This window comes from Neobacillus sp. plas4 (assembly GCF_057221695.1).
This window is the reverse complement of the sequence record NZ_CM170152.1, coordinates 1,793,925-1,811,765: the sequence shown is the minus strand read 5'-3', so window position 1 is coordinate 1,811,765 and position 17,841 is coordinate 1,793,925. Positions and strand designations below refer to the sequence as shown.

Genomic DNA, 17,841 nt, shown 5'->3' with positions numbered 1-17,841 from the left:
TCGTCATCTCCTCCATGCCTCTTGCCATTTTTCATAGCTTTTCACTGGATTATTCGATCTTGTAATCGAGCGTCCAACAACAATCGACGTCACGCCAGCATCTCTTGCAAATTCAGGTGTGGCAATTCTTTTTTGGTCTCCTGAATTGTCTTCCTCCATTCTTATACCAGGGGTAACGGTGTAAAAAGTTTTACCGAGTGCTTCCCGAATAGATATTGCCTCCCAAGCGGAGCAAACAACTCCATCTAAACCTGATTCTTTTGCTAATGAGGCATAATGAAGAACAGATTGTTCAAGTGAAGCAGAAATTAGCTGTTCTTTATTCATTTGCGCTTCAGATGTGCTTGTTAGTTGTGTAACAGCAATACAAGCTGGACGCTTCCTTCCCGCAGCTGTCCCTTCCTCTAAGCCCTCTAATGCAGCTGACATCATTTCTCTGCCACCGGCAGCGTGTACGTTTACAAGATCACATTCCAGCCTGGCAAGACCCTTCATTGCACTTTTTACTGTATTGGGAATATCATGAAGCTTTAGATCTAAGAAAATCTGGTGACCATTCTCTTTTAAGTAATGAATGATTTCAGGACCTTCCTGATAAAATAGCTCCATTCCAACTTTCACAAAAAGTTGTTTGCCTGTAAAAGGCTGTAAAAACTTCTCTACTTCATTACGATTTGGAAAATCAAGCGCGATGATGAGTGAGTTGTTCATGGTTCCGCCAGCTCCTTCCAGTACATTCACTGATGTGTTCATAACCTAATTGATCTAACAGTAATGGTAATTCTTCGATGATGGCAGGACAAACGAACGGATCCACAAAATTTGCTGTACCTACTGCAACAGCACTTGCTCCCGCATAAAAGAATTCAATTACATCTTCTGCATTCTCAATTCCGCCCATTCCAATAATCGGGATATTTACAGCCTGACTTACCTCATAAATCATTCGTAATGCAACCGGTTTGATTGCTGGGCCAGATAGTCCCCCCGTACGGTTTGCTAAAATCGGCTTACCTGTTTTAAGATCCAGTCTCATCCCAACAAGCGTGTTAATCATGGTTAATCCGTCCGCCCCGCCATCTTCTACCGCTTTTGCCATTTCTACAATATTGGTTACGTTTGGTGAAAGCTTAACATATACCGGGACTTCGGAAACTTCCTTAACTTTTTGTGTTAACTGTTTGGCAACTTCTGGAATCGTCCCAAAAGCAATTCCCCCTGTTTTCACATTAGGACAGGAAATATTTAATTCTAATGCGTGAACATTTGGTGCTTTAGAAATGGTCTCGGCAACCTTGACATAATCCTCTTCTATAGAGCCTGCAACATTTGCAATAATAGGAACATCATACTGGGAAAGCCAAGGCAATTCATTGCTTATTACTTTATCTAAACCAGGATTTTGCAGACCAATGGCATTCAGCATCCCTGCGGAAGTTTCTGCAACCCTTGGGGTTTGATTTCCAAATCTAGGCTCAACCGTTGTAGCTTTAATCATAATCGCGCCAAGTTTGCTCAAATCATAGAATTGGCTATATTCCTTGCCAAAACCAAAGCACCCGGAGGCAGGCATGATAGGGTTTTTCAATTTTAAACCAGGTAAATCCAGGCTCAATCTGCTCACAATACTACCTCCCCGGCACGGAAAACTGGACCGTCACTGCAAACTTTTTTATAGGAAACATCATCTAGCTCATTGCTGGTTTTACATACACATGCAAAGCATGCTCCGATTCCGCAGCCCATTCTCTCTTCTAATGACAAAAACATTTTTTTATGAGAATACCCTTTTTCAATTGCCTTTAACATTGGGGTTGGCCCGCAAGTAAATAAGCAATCAAAATTCAATTGGTTGATAACATCGGTTACAAAACCTTTTTTCCCGTATGAACCATCCACAGTAGTAATATACGTCTCTCCATTATTCAAAAATTCTTTTTCATAAAATACAGCCGATTGTGTTTGGAAGCCAAGAACATGAATCACCTTAACCCCCTTGGCTTTTAACTGATTGGAGAGCTCATAAAGGGGAGGGACACCAATCCCTCCGCCAACAAGTAACGCCGTTTCTCCTAAATTCACTTCATTAACAGGAAACCCATTTCCTAAGGGACCGAGAATATCTAGGTCCATCCCCTTACCCTTTTCAGACAAAAGCGACGTCCCTTTTCCTTCTTTTCGATAAATCATGGTAAATTGCGAATTCAATTTATTAAACGATGAAATACTTATTGGTCTTCGTAAAAGTGGATCTAGTGCCTTATCAACCCGAATATGAACGAATTGCCCTGGTGCTGAAATCTCTTTTACAAAACCGGCTTCCACCGTTAATTCAAAAATATCTTTCGCAATTTCATCTTGGGAGACGATTTTGCATAATTCTTTTCTAATCATGCAAAAACAGCCTCCTTTTCCTCAACAGTCATTGCTTCAGCAGAAAAATTCATTGATTCAATCACTTTCAGAATCGCGTCTGCTGTATCTAAAGATGTTAAACATGGAACGCCATTTTCAACTGCTTCACGACGGATTCTAAATCCATCACGTTCCGGCTGTTTTCCTTTTGTAAGGGTGTTGATGATGAATTGAGCTTCTCCATTATGAATTACATCGAGCAATGTTTTTCCTTCTGAACCAATTTTTCCGATTACTTTTACCCGCAGTCCTGCAGATTCAAGTACAGCCGCTGTACCCCCCGTAGCCATTAATCGGTATCCATTTGATGCAAAACGTTTTGCAAGATTTAATGATTCTTGTTTGTCTTTATCTGCAACTGTAAACAAGACAGTCCCAAATTTTTGAATCTTCATTCCCGAAGCTACTAGTCCTTTGTAGAGTGCCTTTTCCAGAGTACTATCTTTTCCCATTACCTCACCAGTTGATTTCATTTCAGGTCCGAGTGTGATATCAACATTTCTTAACTTAGCAAAAGAGAAGACTGGAACTTTTACAAAAACTCCTTTCTTTTCAGGAACAATTCCTGGTTTATAACCTTGTTCAATGATAGAAACTCCCAAGATCGCTTTCGTGGCAATTTTAGCCATTGGAACATTGGTTATTTTACTTAAAAACGGAACCGTCCGACTTGAACGCGGATTAACTTCTAGAACATAAACTTGACCTTTAGATAATACATACTGAATATTTAACAGACCTACAATATTTAAACCTAAAGCCATTTTTTCAGTATACTCAACAAGTGTTTGTTTCACGCTGTCTGATAATGTCTGTGGAGGATATACGGCAATCGAATCCCCAGAATGGACTCCTGCACGTTCAATATGCTCCATAATTCCAGGTATCAATACATTTTTTCCGTCACAAATGGCGTCCACTTCAATTTCCTGGCCCGTTAAGTATCGATCAATTAAAACCGGATGTTCCGGATTGATTTTAACGGCATTTTCCATATAATGAAGCAATTCTTCTTGACGATACACAATTTCCATCGCTCTTCCGCCAAGTACATAAGAAGGACGCACAAGGACTGGATAGCCGATTTCATTCGCAATCTCTACTGCCTCAGCTACGGACAACGCCGTTTTTCCTAGTGGTTGAGGAATATTCAGCTTGTCAAGAGCTTGTTCAAATTTATCTCGATTCTCGGCACGGTCTAAATCCTCAAGGCTTGTTCCGAGAATTTTAACACCATTTTGTTCTAATTTTGCAGCAAGATTAATGGCTGTCTGCCCGCCAAATTGAACCACTACCCCCATTGGATTTTCTAGATCAATAATACTCATGACATCTTCAATGGTTAAAGGTTCGAAATAAAGCTTATCAGAAATACTGAAATCAGTTGATACAGTTTCTGGATTATTATTGATAATAATCGCTTCATAACCTGCTTCTTTAATTGCCTTAACAGAATGTACAGTTGCATAATCAAACTCGATCCCCTGTCCGATGCGGATCGGACCAGAGCCAAGGACAATAACACTCTTTCTCTCCGTTACAATCGACTCATTTTCTTCTTCATACGTTCCATAATAATAAGGTGTTTCTGACTCGAATTCAGCTGCACAGGTATCCACCATTTTATAAACTGGAATCAACCCATACTCTTTGCGAAGGCTGTAAATTTCCGCTTCTTGTTGTTCCCAAAGCTCGCCAATCTTTTTATCAGAAAAGCCCTTTTGTTTTGCTTCCTTAAGAACTTCCATATTCATTGGGTTAGAAGAAATTTTTGTTTCCAGTTCGATGATTCCCTTAAACTTGTGTAAGAAAAATAAGTCGATTTGGCTCCATTCGTGAATGGTCTCTACTGTTATACCTCGCTTCATTGCTTCCGCGATGTAAAAGAGTCTTTCATCTCCAGCTTTGCAAATTCGTTTTTCTAGTAATTCATCGCTAATCTCCGCCGCTCCATTTAATTCAAAATGATAGACACCAGCTTCAAGGGAACGAATCGCTTTTAATAATGATTCCTCAAACGTACGGCCAATCGCCATAACTTCTCCCGTTGCTTTCATTTGCGTTCCAAGTGAACGGTTCCCTGATTCAAACTTATCAAAAGGCCACCTTGGAATTTTAGTTACGATGTAATCTAGAGCAGGTTCAAAGCTTGCGTATGTTTTCCCTGTTACTGGGTTGAGCATTTCATCTAATGTTAAGCCGACTGCAATTTTTGCTGCAAGCTTAGCAATTGGGTAACCTGTTGCTTTTGATGCAAGTGCCGAAGAACGGCTTACCCTTGGATTTACTTCAATAATATAGTAGTTAAAACTATATGGGTCTAGAGCAAGCTGAACATTACAGCCGCCTTCTATACCAAGCTTACGAATTATTTTCAGCGAGACATTTCTTAATAACTGATATTCTCGATCACTTAATGTTTGACTAGGTGCAACTACAATCGAGTCACCAGTATGAACTCCAACCGGGTCAATATTTTCCATATTACAAACAACAATGGCATTGTCATTTCCGTCACGCATTACTTCGTATTCAATTTCTTTATAGCCGGCAATACTTTTCTCAAGCAAGCATTGAGTAACCGGGCTGCTTTTTAATCCGCTTGCTACAATTTCGTTAAGTTCTTCTAAATTATGGCAAATCCCTCCGCCGGTACCGCCAAGCGTATAAGCAGGACGTACAATGACTGGGAATCCAATTTTTTCAACAAATGCATAGGCTTCAGCTAATTCATGGATAATTTCACTATCAGGTACAGGCTCACAAAGTTCGTTCATCAAGCTCCGAAATAAATCGCGATCCTCTGCTTGTTTAATCGCTGATAATTTCGTTCCTAGAATTTCAACCTCACACTCTTCTAATACACCGGATTCAGCCAGTTCAACTGCAAGATTAAGACCTGTTTGACCGCCAAGGGTTGCTAAAAGTGCATCGGGACGTTCCTTACGAATGATTCTGCTAACAAATTCTTCGGTTAATGGCTCAATATAGACAGCGTCTGCAATTTCAGTATCCGTCATAATTGTGGCTGGATTCGAATTGACTAGTATGACACGGTACCCTTCTTCTTTAAGGGCAATACAAGCTTGTGTGCCTGCATAATCAAATTCTGCTGCCTGACCTATTACAATCGGACCGGAACCAATGACTAATATGGAGTTTATATCTGTACGTTTAGGCATGTTGTGTAACCTCCTGTTTTTCAGACTCTATCATTGCTAGAAACTGATCGAATAAATGGTTATCATCTTCTGGCCCTGGTGAAGCCTCCGGGTGATATTGAACAGTAAAGGCTGGATATTCAATATGCTTTAGGCCTTCAACGGTACCATCATTTAATGCAATATGCGTAACAACAAGATTTGTATCTGTTAATGACTTTTCTTCAACAGTAAACCCATGATTTTGTGCCGTTATTGCAATTTTTCCGGTTGCTAAATCTTTAACAGGTTGGTTTGATCCTCGGTGACCGAATTTCATTTTGATGGTGTTGGCACCACATGCCAGAGCGAACAATTGGTGCCCAAGGCATATTCCAAAAACCGGTACTAAGCCCAATACCTGCTTAATCATATGAATGGCTTCCGGAACATCTTTTGGATCCCCAGGTCCATTCGATAACATAATTCCATCTGGACGTAATTGAAGAATTTCATCAGCCGTTGCATGATAAGGAACTACTACAACATCACAATTTCGTTTATTTAATTCTCGTAAAATCCCGTGCTTCATCCCAAAATCAACCAGCACAATTCTTTTTCCGCGCCCTGGGCTTGGGTATGAATTTTTTGTCGATACCCTTCTTACTTGATCAATCGGAAGCTTCGTCTGTTTAAGCTTACTGATGACTTCATTTGGATCACTTTCAATCGAGCAGATTGCTCCTTTTAATGTTCCATACTTACGGATAATCCTTGTTAATTTACGTGTGTCAATCCCTGCTATTCCGGGAATTTTTTTCATTTTAAAATATTCATCTATCGTAAATTCACTTCTCCAATTGGATGGAAATTCTGTTGCGTCTTTCACAATAAATCCCTTTACAGCCGGGTTAATGGTTTCAAAATCGTCTCGATTGATACCGTAATTTCCAATCAAAGGGTAGGTCAACATAACAATTTGCCCGCAATAAGATGGATCGGAAAGAATCTCTTGATAGCCGGTCATACCTGTATTAAAGACGACTTCTCCGATTGTATCCATATGACTTCCAAAACCCTCACCAATAAATATCGTTCCATCCTCTAAAATTAGCTGTGCTTTCATGCTGTTACACTTCCTTTTTCCCAAACTATTTTGCCGTTCGCAATTGTCATATGCGGCCATCCCTTACAAGTCCAGCCTGTAAATGGTGTGTTTTTCCCTTTCGATAAAAACTCTTGCGGATTAATATCTTTTTCTTCATCTAAATTCAAGAGAACAATGTCTGCAGGTGCTCCAACTTCAATTCTTCCAAAAGGAAGTGAAAAGCTCTCTGCTGGTTTTATCGTCAAATACTCAATTAACTGTTCAAGCGTCATAATATTCTTTAAGACAAAATGTGTATAAAGCAGTGGGAACGCTGTTTCTAAACCAACAATTCCGAAAGGCGCAAGCGTCATTCCCTCATTTTTTTCATCACTTGTATGTGGTGCATGATCGGTTGCAATAAAATCAATGGTTCCGTCCAATAATCCTTCAATTAATGCATCCCGGTCAGCAATATCGCGAAGAGGTGGATTCATTTTATAATTCGGATCAAGTCCTGGGATATCGTCTTGTGTTAATAAAAGGTGGTGCGGGGTTACTTCCGCCGTGACATTAATTCCCGCTCGCTTTGCGTCCCGTATCACTCTGACAGATTCTTTTGTACTAACATGGCAGACATGATAATGGCAGCCAGCTGCCTCAGCAAGTAATACATCTCTAGCAATTTGAACAGACTCGCAAACGGATGGAATTCCGTTTAAGCCATTTCTTTCAGAAAAAGAACCTTCATGAACACTACCTCTATTTATTAATGTGTCTTCTTCACAATGGGCAACGATGGCTACATTCGCTTTAGCCGCCTTCCTCATTGCTTTTAACATCATCTCTGCAGACTGAACCCCTACACCGTCATCGGTAAATGCAAATGCTCCTGAACTTTTTAATGCCTCAAAATCGGTTAATTCTCTTCCAAGTTGTCTTACTGTAATGGAGGCATAAGGTAAAACCCTAACGTTCGCGGTTTCTGCGATTCGTTTCTGCACCCATTCCATTTGTTCTTTAGAATCTGGAACTGGCCTTGTATTCGGCATAGCTGCTAATGTGGTGTATCCGCCTCTAGCCGCAGCAAGTGTGCCTGTCGCAATGGTTTCTTTTTTCTCGCCTCCAGGCTCGCGGAGATGGACATGTAAATCAATAAACCCAGGTGATACCAACATACCGGCAGCATTCACTTTTTGGTCTGCAATTTCTTCTATTTTCTTTTCTATTTTTGCAATAATTCCATCTTGTATTAAGATATCAGCATTTTTGGTTTCCCCATTAAATGCTATGTAGCTGGCGTTCTGAATAAGTAATTTCATTCCCATACACTCCTTTTATACTTTCTAATGATCTCTTTAAGACAGCCATTCTTATATAAACTCCGTTTTCCATTTGCTTAAAGATTCTTGATCGTTCACATTCGACTAAGCTATCTGAAATTTCAACATTTCGATTTACTGGTGCGGGGTGCATAATAATACTATTTGGTTTCATATTTTGTTCTCTTTCCAAAGTAAGACCAAACTGTTTATGGTAATCTGCTGCTGTATAGCTTCCCTTCTTTTGGTGGCGTTCATGTTGAACACGAAGAAGCATGACGACATCAGCCTCGGCTATCGCTTCATCAATGGGTCTAAATCTTTGAGCACTTAGACTATGATGATCAAACCATTCGTCTGGACCTGAGAAAATTACCTCTGCGCCTAATCTTGTTAGTGTATCTGCATTGGACCTTGCAACTCTGCTATGCCTTATATCACCAATGATAGCAATTTTCAATCCAGAAAAACGGCCAAATTCTTGATAGATGGTTAAAAGGTCTAGGAGGGATTGTGTTGGATGATGCCCACACCCATCTCCACCATTAATAATTGGAATGTTTATTCTACCGACGAGGTCATCAAAATAACGATCTTGCCCGTGTCGAATGACGATGGTATTTACGCCGATCGCTTCTAGTGTTTTTACTGTATCATATAGGGTCTCACCTTTTTGAACACTCGAAGTTTGTACTTCAAATGGAATTACGTTCAGACCTAACCTTCTTTCTGCCAATTCAAAACTTGATTTTGTCCTTGTACTTGCCTCAAAAAATAAGTTAGCAGAAAACATTTGACCTTCAGGGCGCCATTTCATTCCTTCTGCAAAACCCTGTGCGACTGATAGAATTTGATAGATCTCTTCCACTTTTAGTTCATTTGTGGTTAGCAAGTGATTTAACATGCTATTCCCCCCACTTCTCGATTTGATAAAAAAAGTCCCTGTTCATCTTTGAACAGGGTGTGATTGAATCTAACCAAGCCCATAAAGTAATGTGCTGACACATTTTTATGGAACTCAGTATTACACCCTTATAGCCTCACTGGACTACTTTTAAAAGGTTGATTATTTTATGCAGTTTTTTCGTTTTTATTTTCTTCTGACCGTACAAACATATCTTCATTTACAGGTTCTTTACCAGGCAGGATTAAGTGTAAAAGAACACCGGCAATTGCAGCAAATGCCATTCCTTGGATTTGGAAGGATTCTGATACTTTTATAAAGGCACCGCCAATTCCGATAACTAGGATGACGGATGAAATCACTAAGTTACGATTGTTTCCAAAATCGACTTTACTGTCAACAAGCATACGTAATCCGGATGAAGCGATGATTCCAAAAAGGAGAATGGAAATGCCGCCCATTACTGGTGTTGGAATCGTGCTAATTAACGCAGTTATTTTTCCGATAAAGCCAAAGATTGTAGCGAGAACGGCAGCACCGGCAATGACATACACACTGTATACTTTCGTAATGGCAAGAACACCAATGTTTTCTCCATAAGTAGTTTTAGGAGGCCCGCCAATCAAAGCCGAAATAATTGTTGCTGTTCCGTCGCCTAATATTGAACGGTGAAGTCCTGGTTCTTTAATGTAGTCACGTCCAACTACTTTACTTAGTACAAGCTGATGACCAATATGTTCTGAAAGCGTAACGATTGCAACAGGGACCATTAGAAGTGCTAAGTCCCACGTTATTTTTACTTCGTAGCTAACAAATGGGATAATAAATTGTGGCATTTCAAACCAAGAAGCTTCTAATACTGGTTTAAAATCAACAATACCAATTGCAAAGGAGTATAGATACCCAATTACGATTCCTGCCAAGATTGGGATTATGCTTAACATTCCCCGCATGTAAATCGTAAAAATAATGGTTGCTGCTAATGTTACCAGTGCTGCAGAGAAATGAAGCAAGCTATATTCACCTGCAGGGTTGTTCATTGCCATGCTTACTGCTGTGCCAGCTAAAGCTAAACCGATTACGATAATCACTGGACCTACAACAATCGGAGGTAGTAAATTCATAATCCAGCGATGTCCAGCTTTACTTATAATCAGTGCGACAATACCATATACAAGTCCTGCTAGAAAGGAGCCTATCATTGCTCCGCCTGGACCAACAGTTGCTTTTGCCGCGATGACAGGGGCAATAAAAGCAAAGGAAGAACCAAGGTATGCAGGGACTTGCCATTTTGTAATCATTAAGAAAGCAAGTGTTCCTAAACCACTGGATATTAAGGCAATCGCTGGGCTTAATCCGACAAGATAAGGTACAAGAATCGTCGCTCCAAACATAGCGAATAAATGCTGTAAACTTAACGTAAGCCATTGGCTTGGTTTAGGAATCTCATGTACATCTAAGATGGGTTTGTTCATTTCTTCTCCTCCAAAACGATCTATTTATATTTTGTGCTTTTATTCATAAAAAAACCCTCATCGTCCATAGAGGGACAAGGAGGGTTTATCCAGACCGAAAAACATATGACGGCCGCTCCCCCCTTTTCAGCCTCACAGGACTGTATTTAAAAGGGTAACTATTTACTTTTCAAAGATACTTACTTGGTCGACCTTATCAACATCTTGTAATTCAACCACTACCTTTTCACTGCTAGAAGTTGGGATGTTTTTACCTACATAATCTGCTCGAATTGGCAGCTCGCGGTGACCGCGGTCAACCAGCACTGCTAGCTGTATCGTTGAGGGGCGCCCAAGGTCCATAATTGCGTCAAGTCCTGCACGAACGGTTCTGCCTGTATATAAAACATCATCTACAAGAATTACTTTTTTATCTTTTAATTCAACCGGAATATCTGAACCCTTAACAAGTGGTTCTTGATCATCGGTCTTCTTGGTTAAATCATCACGGTAAAGGGTAATGTCCAATTCACCTACTGGTATCGGTTTACCTTCAATCTCTTCGATTTTTACAGCAAGTCTTTCTGCAATGAAGATTCCTCTGGTCCTGATACCTACCAGTACACAATTTTCAATCCCTTTATTTTTTTCAATGATTTGGTGGGCAATCCTTGTTAATGCTCTTCCAATCGCTTGTGCGTCTAATACTACTGCTTTTTGATTCACGTATCTCACCCGTCTACTAGTAATAAAAAAACCTCTCACCTTAAGGTGAGAGGTATAAGAGTTTATTAGTATGGGCATAGGTATCCCAACTAATTATCCGTTTCCTTCTCAGCCTCACAGGACTGTTTTAAAGGCATATTCAACTGTTATCATCGTACTTTAATTCGACAAATATGTCAACGACTTTTTCGAAGCTGATCTAATACCATTTCGAATTCCTCAGGCAATGGTGCTTCAAATTCTAAATACTCGTTCGTTCTTGGATGATCAAATCCTAGTACCCCGGCATGAAGCGCTTGTCCATTTATATCTAACGTTTTTTTCGGACCATACTTTGGATCCCCAGCAAGCGGGTAGCCAATATATTTCATATGGACACGGATTTGATGCGTTCTTCCTGTTTCCAATTGACATTCAACAAAGGTAAAATCCTTAAACCGTTCGATGACATGGAAATGTGTTACTGCATGCTTGCCATTATCTACAACCGTCATACTTTGCCGGTCCCTTGTATCTCTTCCAAGCGGAGCATCAATTGTTCCAAAATCGTGTGGAATCACTCCATGCACAATAGCCCTATACTTTCGAGTAACTGTTTTTTCTACTAATTGGTTGACTAACTTTTCATGAGCCATATCATTTTTTGCTACCATTAAGAGACCCGAAGTATCTTTATCAATGCGGTGTACGATTCCTGGCCTTAATACACCATTGATCCCGGATAAATCCTTACAATGGGCCATTAAGCCGTTTACAAGTGTACCTGTTAAATGACCAGGTGCAGGATGAACGACCATGCCGCTTGGTTTATTAACAACTAAAACATCCTTATCTTCAAAATAAATATCTAAATCCATCTCTTCTGGAATTACATCAAGTAACTCCGGGGCCGGAATGTTGATTTCAATTACATCATTTAAACTACATTTATAATTGGTTTTTATCTTTTGTCCATTTACAAGGACATTTCCATCCTTTATCCATTGCTGAACTTGAGTTCGTGACCATTCTTCATTTAAAGTTGAAATAACCTTATCAATCCGGTCGCCTTTTTGTTGTTCAAGAATGGTGTGTTCCATTTTCTCCATATGATTTCTCCTTTGTTTCTCGCTCATCGCGCAGCATTTGAATCATTAATAATACTACGCCAATGACTAAAGCCGAATCCGCAATATTAAATACTGGGAAGTTATAATTGAAAATATACGTATGAATAAAATCAACAACTTCTTTTCGAAACAGGCGGTCAATAAAATTACCTATTGCTCCTCCCAGCATAAATGCCAGAGAAACACCTAACAGCCATTTACCTTTTGCTTCTTTTTGAATGTAATAAACGATCGCAATAATTACTATAGCGGTAATCACATAGAAGAACCACATTTGTCCCTGCAGGATACCCCATGCCGCTCCACGATTTCGATGAGAAGTGATATATAAAAAATCCTCAATAATCGGGATACTCTCACCTAAATACATTTTCGTGACAATCAGCCATTTCGTGGCTTGGTCTAATAAGATAATAAAAATTGCGATTAAGTAATATAACACTAAGGAATACCCCCATCTAACGAAGACTTCCTTAGCATTTTAGCATAATCTTGAACCAAACAACAATGGAAGGTTATAAAAAGGAGGAATTAATTGGTTTTCTATAATAATGCTCTAAATTTTCAGAATCCCTTGAGGATTTTATCGTTGGCATAATCTTCAACAGATTTTCTGGTAATGGCTCACCTGACATTTCACATTGTCCAAATTTCCCATCCTCTAGCTTTTGAATAGCTGTGGTAATATCTGCTAATTCGTCTTTCAAAATAGGGATCATCCACTCGTTTTCTTGTTTATTTTTTAATGAACTTTCAATTTCTTCTTGTGTTTTACGGAGTTCCAAAATCAGCTCTTCCTGCATTGCATTCATAGTTGTAACCTCCGTTAATGTGATTTCTACTATTATTCTCCGCTTAACAAGGACTGACCCGGGAAAAGATTTGACAACGACAACAACAATTAACGGAAAAGGTTAAAAAATGAAAAAACCCCATGATTTTATCATGGGGCATACTGCTATGCTAAATGGGTATAATTTTCTTTCACTACATCTGCACAGCGCAGGCAAAGTGTTGGGTGCTCTTTGTCTTGACCGACTTCCGGAGTCACTGTCCAGCATCTTTCACATGTTTCGCCTTCTGCTTTGGTAACAACAATGGCAGCAGTATCTAATTTTAGTGCATTTTCAGGTGCTTGATCATAGCTTCCTGCAATTTCAAATGCGGATATGATAAATAGCTGTTGAACATTCTCGTTAATCGAGGCTAACAAGTCTTTGGTATTCTCATTCACATATAATGAAACCTTAGCCGTTAATGATTTACCAATAACCTTTTGATTTCTAGCTTCTTCAAGTGCTTTTAATACATCATCACGCAGCCTCATGAATGCCGTCCATTTTTCTTCCAAAGCTTTTGCATTATCACGCTCCTGATATTCAGGCATATCTGTAAGTTGTACACTTTCTTCAGTAACTGCAGGAATGAATTTCCATACTTCATCTGCAGTATGAGGAAGAATCGGTGTAACCAGCTTTGTTAATGCAATTAATGAATCGTAAAGAACTGTTTGAATGGCACGTCGTTCATGGTTATTAACTGACTCAATATAAAGAACATCCTTCGCAAAATCAAGGTAAAATGCACTTAAATCAAGTGTACAGAAATTATTAACAGCATGATAAATCCCTGCGAATTCGTAATTTTCATAGGCATTTAAAGAATATTTGATTAGCTTATTTAATTTTACAATCATAAATTGATCCACTTCACGAAGGTTTTCATAGGAAACCCTATCACTTGCAGGATCGAAGTCGGACAAGTTACCTAATAAGAAACGGAAGGTATTACGGATTTTACGATAAACCTCTGCAACTTGTTTCAATATCGCGTCGGATACACGAACATCCGCCTGATAATCAACGGAAGCTACCCAAAGCCTCAGAATATCTGCTCCTAATTGTTTCATGACTTTCTCAGGAATAACAACATTTCCCAAAGATTTACTCATCTTTCTTCCTTCACCATCTAAGGCAAATCCGTGGCTTAAGACTCCTTTGTAAGGCGCTTTACCAGTCACAGCTACCGCTGTTGATAACGAAGAGTTAAACCAGCCGCGATATTGGTCTGAACCCTCTAGATAAAGATCTGCCGGACGTACTAAGTCATCTCTTTCTAAGAGTACCGCTTGGTGTGAAGAACCGGAATCGAACCAAACATCCATGATATCTGTTTCTTTTGTAAATAATCCATTTGGACTTCCTGGATGGCTGAAGCCTTCAGGCAATAGGTCCTTTGCTTCTCGTTCAAACCAAACATTTGAACCGTGTTCACGGAATAAATTGGAAACATGGTCAATCGTTTCGTCAGTAATGATTTCCTCACCATTTTCAGCAAAGAATACTGGGATTGGAACTCCCCAAACACGCTGACGTGAAATACACCAATCACCGCGGTCACGAACCATATTAAATAGTCGTGTTTCCCCCCATGCTGGTACCCACTTTGTTTCTTTAACAGCTTCCAGCAGGTCATCTCGGAAATCTTTTATAGATGCGAACCATTGTGCTGTAGCTCTAAAGATTACAGGCTTTTTTGTTCTCCAATCATGCGGATAGGAGTGCGTGATAAACGAGAGCTTTAAGAGAGCTCCTGCCTCTTCCAACGCTTCTCCAATCGGCTTGTTTGCACTTTCGTAAAATAATCCTTCAAAGCCTGGCGCTTCACTTGTCATTACCCCTTTATCATCTACAGGGCAAAGTACTTCAAGTCCATACTTTTGTCCAACCTGGAAGTCATCTTCCCCGTGTCCCGGAGCTGTATGAACGCAGCCTGTTCCCGCATCTGTTGTAACATGTTCACCTAACATTACTAAAGAATCCCGGTCATATAATGGGTGTGCGGCAAGAATATTCTCTAATTCATTTCCTTTTACCTTTTGAACAACAGCGGCATTTTCCCAGCCAATTTCCTTCGTAACGGCTTCTAGAAGAGCTTCCGCCACTAAGTATTTGTTGCCATTCACTTCAACAACCACATAGGTTAGTTCGGGATGAACGGAAATTCCTAAGTTAGCAGGAATCGTCCAAGGTGTAGTCGTCCAGATGACAATTTGGACGTCCGTATCAAGAACTCCTTTTCCATCCTTTACTTTAAAGCCTACATAAATCGAAGGTGACCTTTTATCTTGATATTCAATTTCAGCTTCAGCAAGAGCAGATTCACTTGAAGGGGACCAATATACAGGCTTGAGACCTTTATAGATATAGCCTTTCTTCGCCATTTCCCCAAAGACTTTAATCTGCTGCGCCTCATATTCTGGTTTTAGCGTGATATATGGGTTTTCCCAATCACCACGAACTCCGATGCGTTTAAATTGTTCCCGCTGATTGCTTACTTGTTCAAGGGCGTATTTTGTACAAAGCTGACGGAATTCTGCTACAGTCATCTCTTTACGTTTTACTCCCTTATTTGTTAACGCCTGCTCAATTGGCAAACCATGTGTATCCCAGCCTGGAACATATGGTGCATGAAAACCATTCATTGATTTAAAGCGGACAATCATGTCTTTTAATACTTTGTTTAGGGCGTGACCCATATGAATATCTCCATTGGCATATGGAGGACCATCATGAAGCACAAACATTGGACGACCGGCTGTACGCTCCTGAACCCTCTTGTAAATATTCATTTCTTCCCACTTTGCCTGCATTTCAGGTTCTCTTTGTGGAAGATTGCCACGCATTGGGAATTCAGTTTTTGGCATTAATAACGTATCTTTATATTCCATATTTATTCCTCCTGTACACTTATCATAAACAGAATAGCCATTAGACAAATAAAAAAACCCTCTCATCCCATAAAAGGGACGAGAAGGTTTTATTCCCGCGGTACCACCCTGATAGATAGTACGTATAAGTACTATCCTCTTGAAGATTCGTAACGTGAATAACCCGCCACAACCTACTCTTCTATAGAATAGAGTTTCAGTCTGGGACTCAAGGGTGATCTTCCAATTCCTCTCTTTTACCAGGCTTCCACCATCCCCGGCTCGCTAACAAAAGTTTTTGAAAAATTGTACTGTCCCTGTCATTGTCATTTAACATTCTTTATAATCTATTAAGAAATTATATGCGAATTAATACCATTTCGTCAAGCTAAGGAATCTTCTTCTTCATGGATTTTAAGTTCCGTGGCGTCAACTTCATACTCTAATAGATGATCCCAATCATCCGTGTTCAACATATCCAGCTGAGCTTCGATTAACATTTTGAAACGAGTACGAAATACTTTAGATTGTTTCTTCAAATCTTCGATTTCAAGTGCAATTTTTCTAGCTTTTGAAAGTGATTCATTAACAATGCGGTCAGCATTCTTTTCAGCTTCCTTGATGATAAGCTTTGCTTCCTTTTGTGCATTACGTTTTACATCTTCACCCGCTTCTTGAGCAATAATAATCGATTTGTTTAACGTTTCTTCAATATTTACAAAGTGACCTAAACGGTCCTTCATTTCATTTAAAAGCTCTTCCAATTCTTTTTTTTCACGAAGAACTAATTCATAATCCTTTATAACTTGATCCAAAAATTCATTAACCTCATCTTCATCATATCCTCGAAAGCCTTTATTAAATTCTTTGTTGTGAATATCTAACGGCGTTAACGGCATGATGCCACCTCCATGTATCTTCTTCAAATGTATGTATAGCTGTTTTCTTAATGATTGTTGTTAAAATCCTAAAGCCGATTTTAACGTGGAAATAGTTATTTTGCGCTTTAGGGAAAAAGCCAAACCACTTTTTCCTAAAATTTAGTTTGCAGCTCTTTTCTTATTAAATTTATTCTATTTTCTGCGGAAACTTAGCACAATCATTAAATTTTGTTCTAAAAGAAACAAAGTATAAGAAAAGAGCCTATGTATAAGCAAAAATTCGACAAAGTTTTTGAAATTCCTGCTAAATGCACAAATTTATTTTTGCTTTCCAACTACTATTCGCCATTTATCCTTTTTCGTTTTTCCTTCAATGGACAAAATCTTCACCCTGCCGAAGCCTCTAACCGATAACAAATCACCTTCCGCACACTCAAATGAATGATTTTCAATTGCAGTCCAGTTTACTTTCACTAATCCTTGCTGAATAAAAAGCTGAGATTTTTGCCTAGATAAATGATGGATACCAGAGATTATCGTATCAATACGCAGGGATGAAACGGTGATGTCCTGTTCCATCCATAATTCATCTGTATTAAGTGCATTTTCAAGTGTTGTCTCTTTTAATCGTACTGTGGCCCTGCCAATCGATTCTAAATTGATTTTAATGTAGTCACTTATTTCTGCTGAAGCGAAAAATTGAATTTTTCCATCTTTGATAAGGATGTCACCAAATTTGCCACGTTTTAACCCTAAAGACATAAGTGAACCTAGCACCTGGGGATGCTCAATCGTAACAAATTTAATGGGATAATCGATTTCAAAGAGGCTGATTTGAAATTCTTCCTCAGTAGTAACCAAATAGTCAGGCATGATGAACGCCCTTTTTCTTTCACATTCAGATATCCCGCCAAAAAGCTGAACCTTCACACTTCCATGCTCACCAATTAAAACCTTTAAGATATGCTGCTCTCTTGGATCCAAGAAGTCCGTTAGTTTAGGTGAATAACTAGATTCAACAAAATCCTTCCAGGATAATACTTGATCAATGAAATCCCGTTCCTCCGGGCGAAAATGCTGATAAATATTCATGT

The 17,841-nt window shown here is 39.4% G+C and carries 15 protein-coding genes and 1 other annotated feature; all 15 genes read right to left on the bottom strand.

Annotated elements, in window-relative coordinates; genetic code table 11:
- Positions 1 to 3: 3 nt before the first annotated feature.
- Positions 4 to 711, bottom strand: coding sequence for an orotidine-5'-phosphate decarboxylase (gene pyrF, locus AC2TFD_RS09125; protein ID WP_335567481.1), 708 nt, complete (start codon positions 709 to 711; stop codon positions 4 to 6).
- Positions 683 to 1,624: a dihydroorotate dehydrogenase gene (locus AC2TFD_RS09120; protein ID WP_335567482.1), complete on the bottom strand. Its 942-nt coding sequence runs from the start codon at positions 1,622 to 1,624 to the stop codon at positions 683 to 685. The genes pyrF and AC2TFD_RS09120 overlap by 29 nt, the downstream gene beginning before the upstream one ends.
- Positions 1,621 to 2,394, bottom strand: a complete 774-nt coding sequence (locus AC2TFD_RS09115) for a dihydroorotate dehydrogenase electron transfer subunit (protein WP_335567483.1) — start codon at positions 2,392 to 2,394, stop codon at positions 1,621 to 1,623. Before AC2TFD_RS09115 ends, AC2TFD_RS09120 begins: the two co-directional genes overlap by 4 nt.
- A complete protein-coding gene (gene carB, locus AC2TFD_RS09110; protein WP_335567484.1) occupies positions 2,391 to 5,597 on the bottom strand; it encodes a carbamoyl-phosphate synthase large subunit in 3,207 nt (1,068 codons plus the stop codon). Before carB ends, AC2TFD_RS09115 begins: the two co-directional genes overlap by 4 nt.
- Positions 5,590 to 6,681: a carbamoyl phosphate synthase small subunit gene (locus AC2TFD_RS09105; RefSeq protein ID WP_484675474.1), complete on the bottom strand. Its 1,092-nt coding sequence runs from the start codon at positions 6,679 to 6,681 to the stop codon at positions 5,590 to 5,592. The genes carB and AC2TFD_RS09105 overlap by 8 nt, the downstream gene beginning before the upstream one ends.
- Positions 6,678 to 7,964, bottom strand: coding sequence for a dihydroorotase (locus tag AC2TFD_RS09100; RefSeq protein WP_335512876.1), 1,287 nt, complete (start codon positions 7,962 to 7,964; stop codon positions 6,678 to 6,680). Before AC2TFD_RS09100 ends, AC2TFD_RS09105 begins: the two co-directional genes overlap by 4 nt.
- Complete coding sequence (locus tag AC2TFD_RS09095) at positions 7,924 to 8,868, bottom strand: aspartate carbamoyltransferase catalytic subunit (RefSeq protein WP_335512878.1); 945 nt, start codon at positions 8,866 to 8,868, stop codon at positions 7,924 to 7,926. The genes AC2TFD_RS09100 and AC2TFD_RS09095 overlap by 41 nt, the downstream gene beginning before the upstream one ends.
- A 167-nt stretch (positions 8,869 to 9,035) precedes the next feature.
- Positions 9,036 to 10,343: a solute carrier family 23 protein gene (locus tag AC2TFD_RS09090; protein WP_335567486.1), complete on the bottom strand. Its 1,308-nt coding sequence runs from the start codon at positions 10,341 to 10,343 to the stop codon at positions 9,036 to 9,038.
- A gap of 162 nt (positions 10,344 to 10,505) precedes the next feature.
- Positions 10,506 to 11,048: a bifunctional pyr operon transcriptional regulator/uracil phosphoribosyltransferase PyrR gene (gene pyrR, locus AC2TFD_RS09085; RefSeq protein WP_335512882.1), complete on the bottom strand. Its 543-nt coding sequence runs from the start codon at positions 11,046 to 11,048 to the stop codon at positions 10,506 to 10,508.
- A gap of 176 nt (positions 11,049 to 11,224) precedes the next feature.
- A complete protein-coding gene (locus AC2TFD_RS09080; RefSeq protein ID WP_335567487.1) occupies positions 11,225 to 12,136 on the bottom strand; it encodes an RluA family pseudouridine synthase in 912 nt (303 codons plus the stop codon).
- A complete protein-coding gene (lspA, locus tag AC2TFD_RS09075; RefSeq protein WP_335512886.1) occupies positions 12,108 to 12,599 on the bottom strand; it encodes a signal peptidase II in 492 nt (163 codons plus the stop codon). The genes AC2TFD_RS09080 and lspA overlap by 29 nt, the downstream gene beginning before the upstream one ends.
- Positions 12,600 to 12,672: 73 nt before the next feature.
- Positions 12,673 to 12,969 (bottom strand): hypothetical protein, encoded by a 297-nt coding sequence (locus tag AC2TFD_RS09070; protein ID WP_335567488.1) that lies wholly within the window; start codon positions 12,967 to 12,969, stop codon positions 12,673 to 12,675.
- 146 nt (positions 12,970 to 13,115) lie between these two features.
- Positions 13,116 to 15,887: an isoleucine--tRNA ligase gene (gene ileS / locus AC2TFD_RS09065; protein WP_484675473.1), complete on the bottom strand. Its 2,772-nt coding sequence runs from the start codon at positions 15,885 to 15,887 to the stop codon at positions 13,116 to 13,118.
- 71 nt (positions 15,888 to 15,958) lie between these two features.
- Positions 15,959 to 16,199: a binding site (T-box leader), on the bottom strand.
- A 50-nt stretch (positions 16,200 to 16,249) separates the two neighbouring features.
- A complete protein-coding gene (locus tag AC2TFD_RS09060) occupies positions 16,250 to 16,765 on the bottom strand; it encodes a DivIVA domain-containing protein (RefSeq protein WP_484675472.1) in 516 nt (171 codons plus the stop codon).
- 300 nt (positions 16,766 to 17,065) lie between these two features.
- Positions 17,066 to 17,839: a YlmH family RNA-binding protein gene (locus AC2TFD_RS09055; RefSeq protein ID WP_484675471.1), complete on the bottom strand. Its 774-nt coding sequence runs from the start codon at positions 17,837 to 17,839 to the stop codon at positions 17,066 to 17,068.
- Positions 17,840 to 17,841 lie beyond the last annotated feature (2 nt).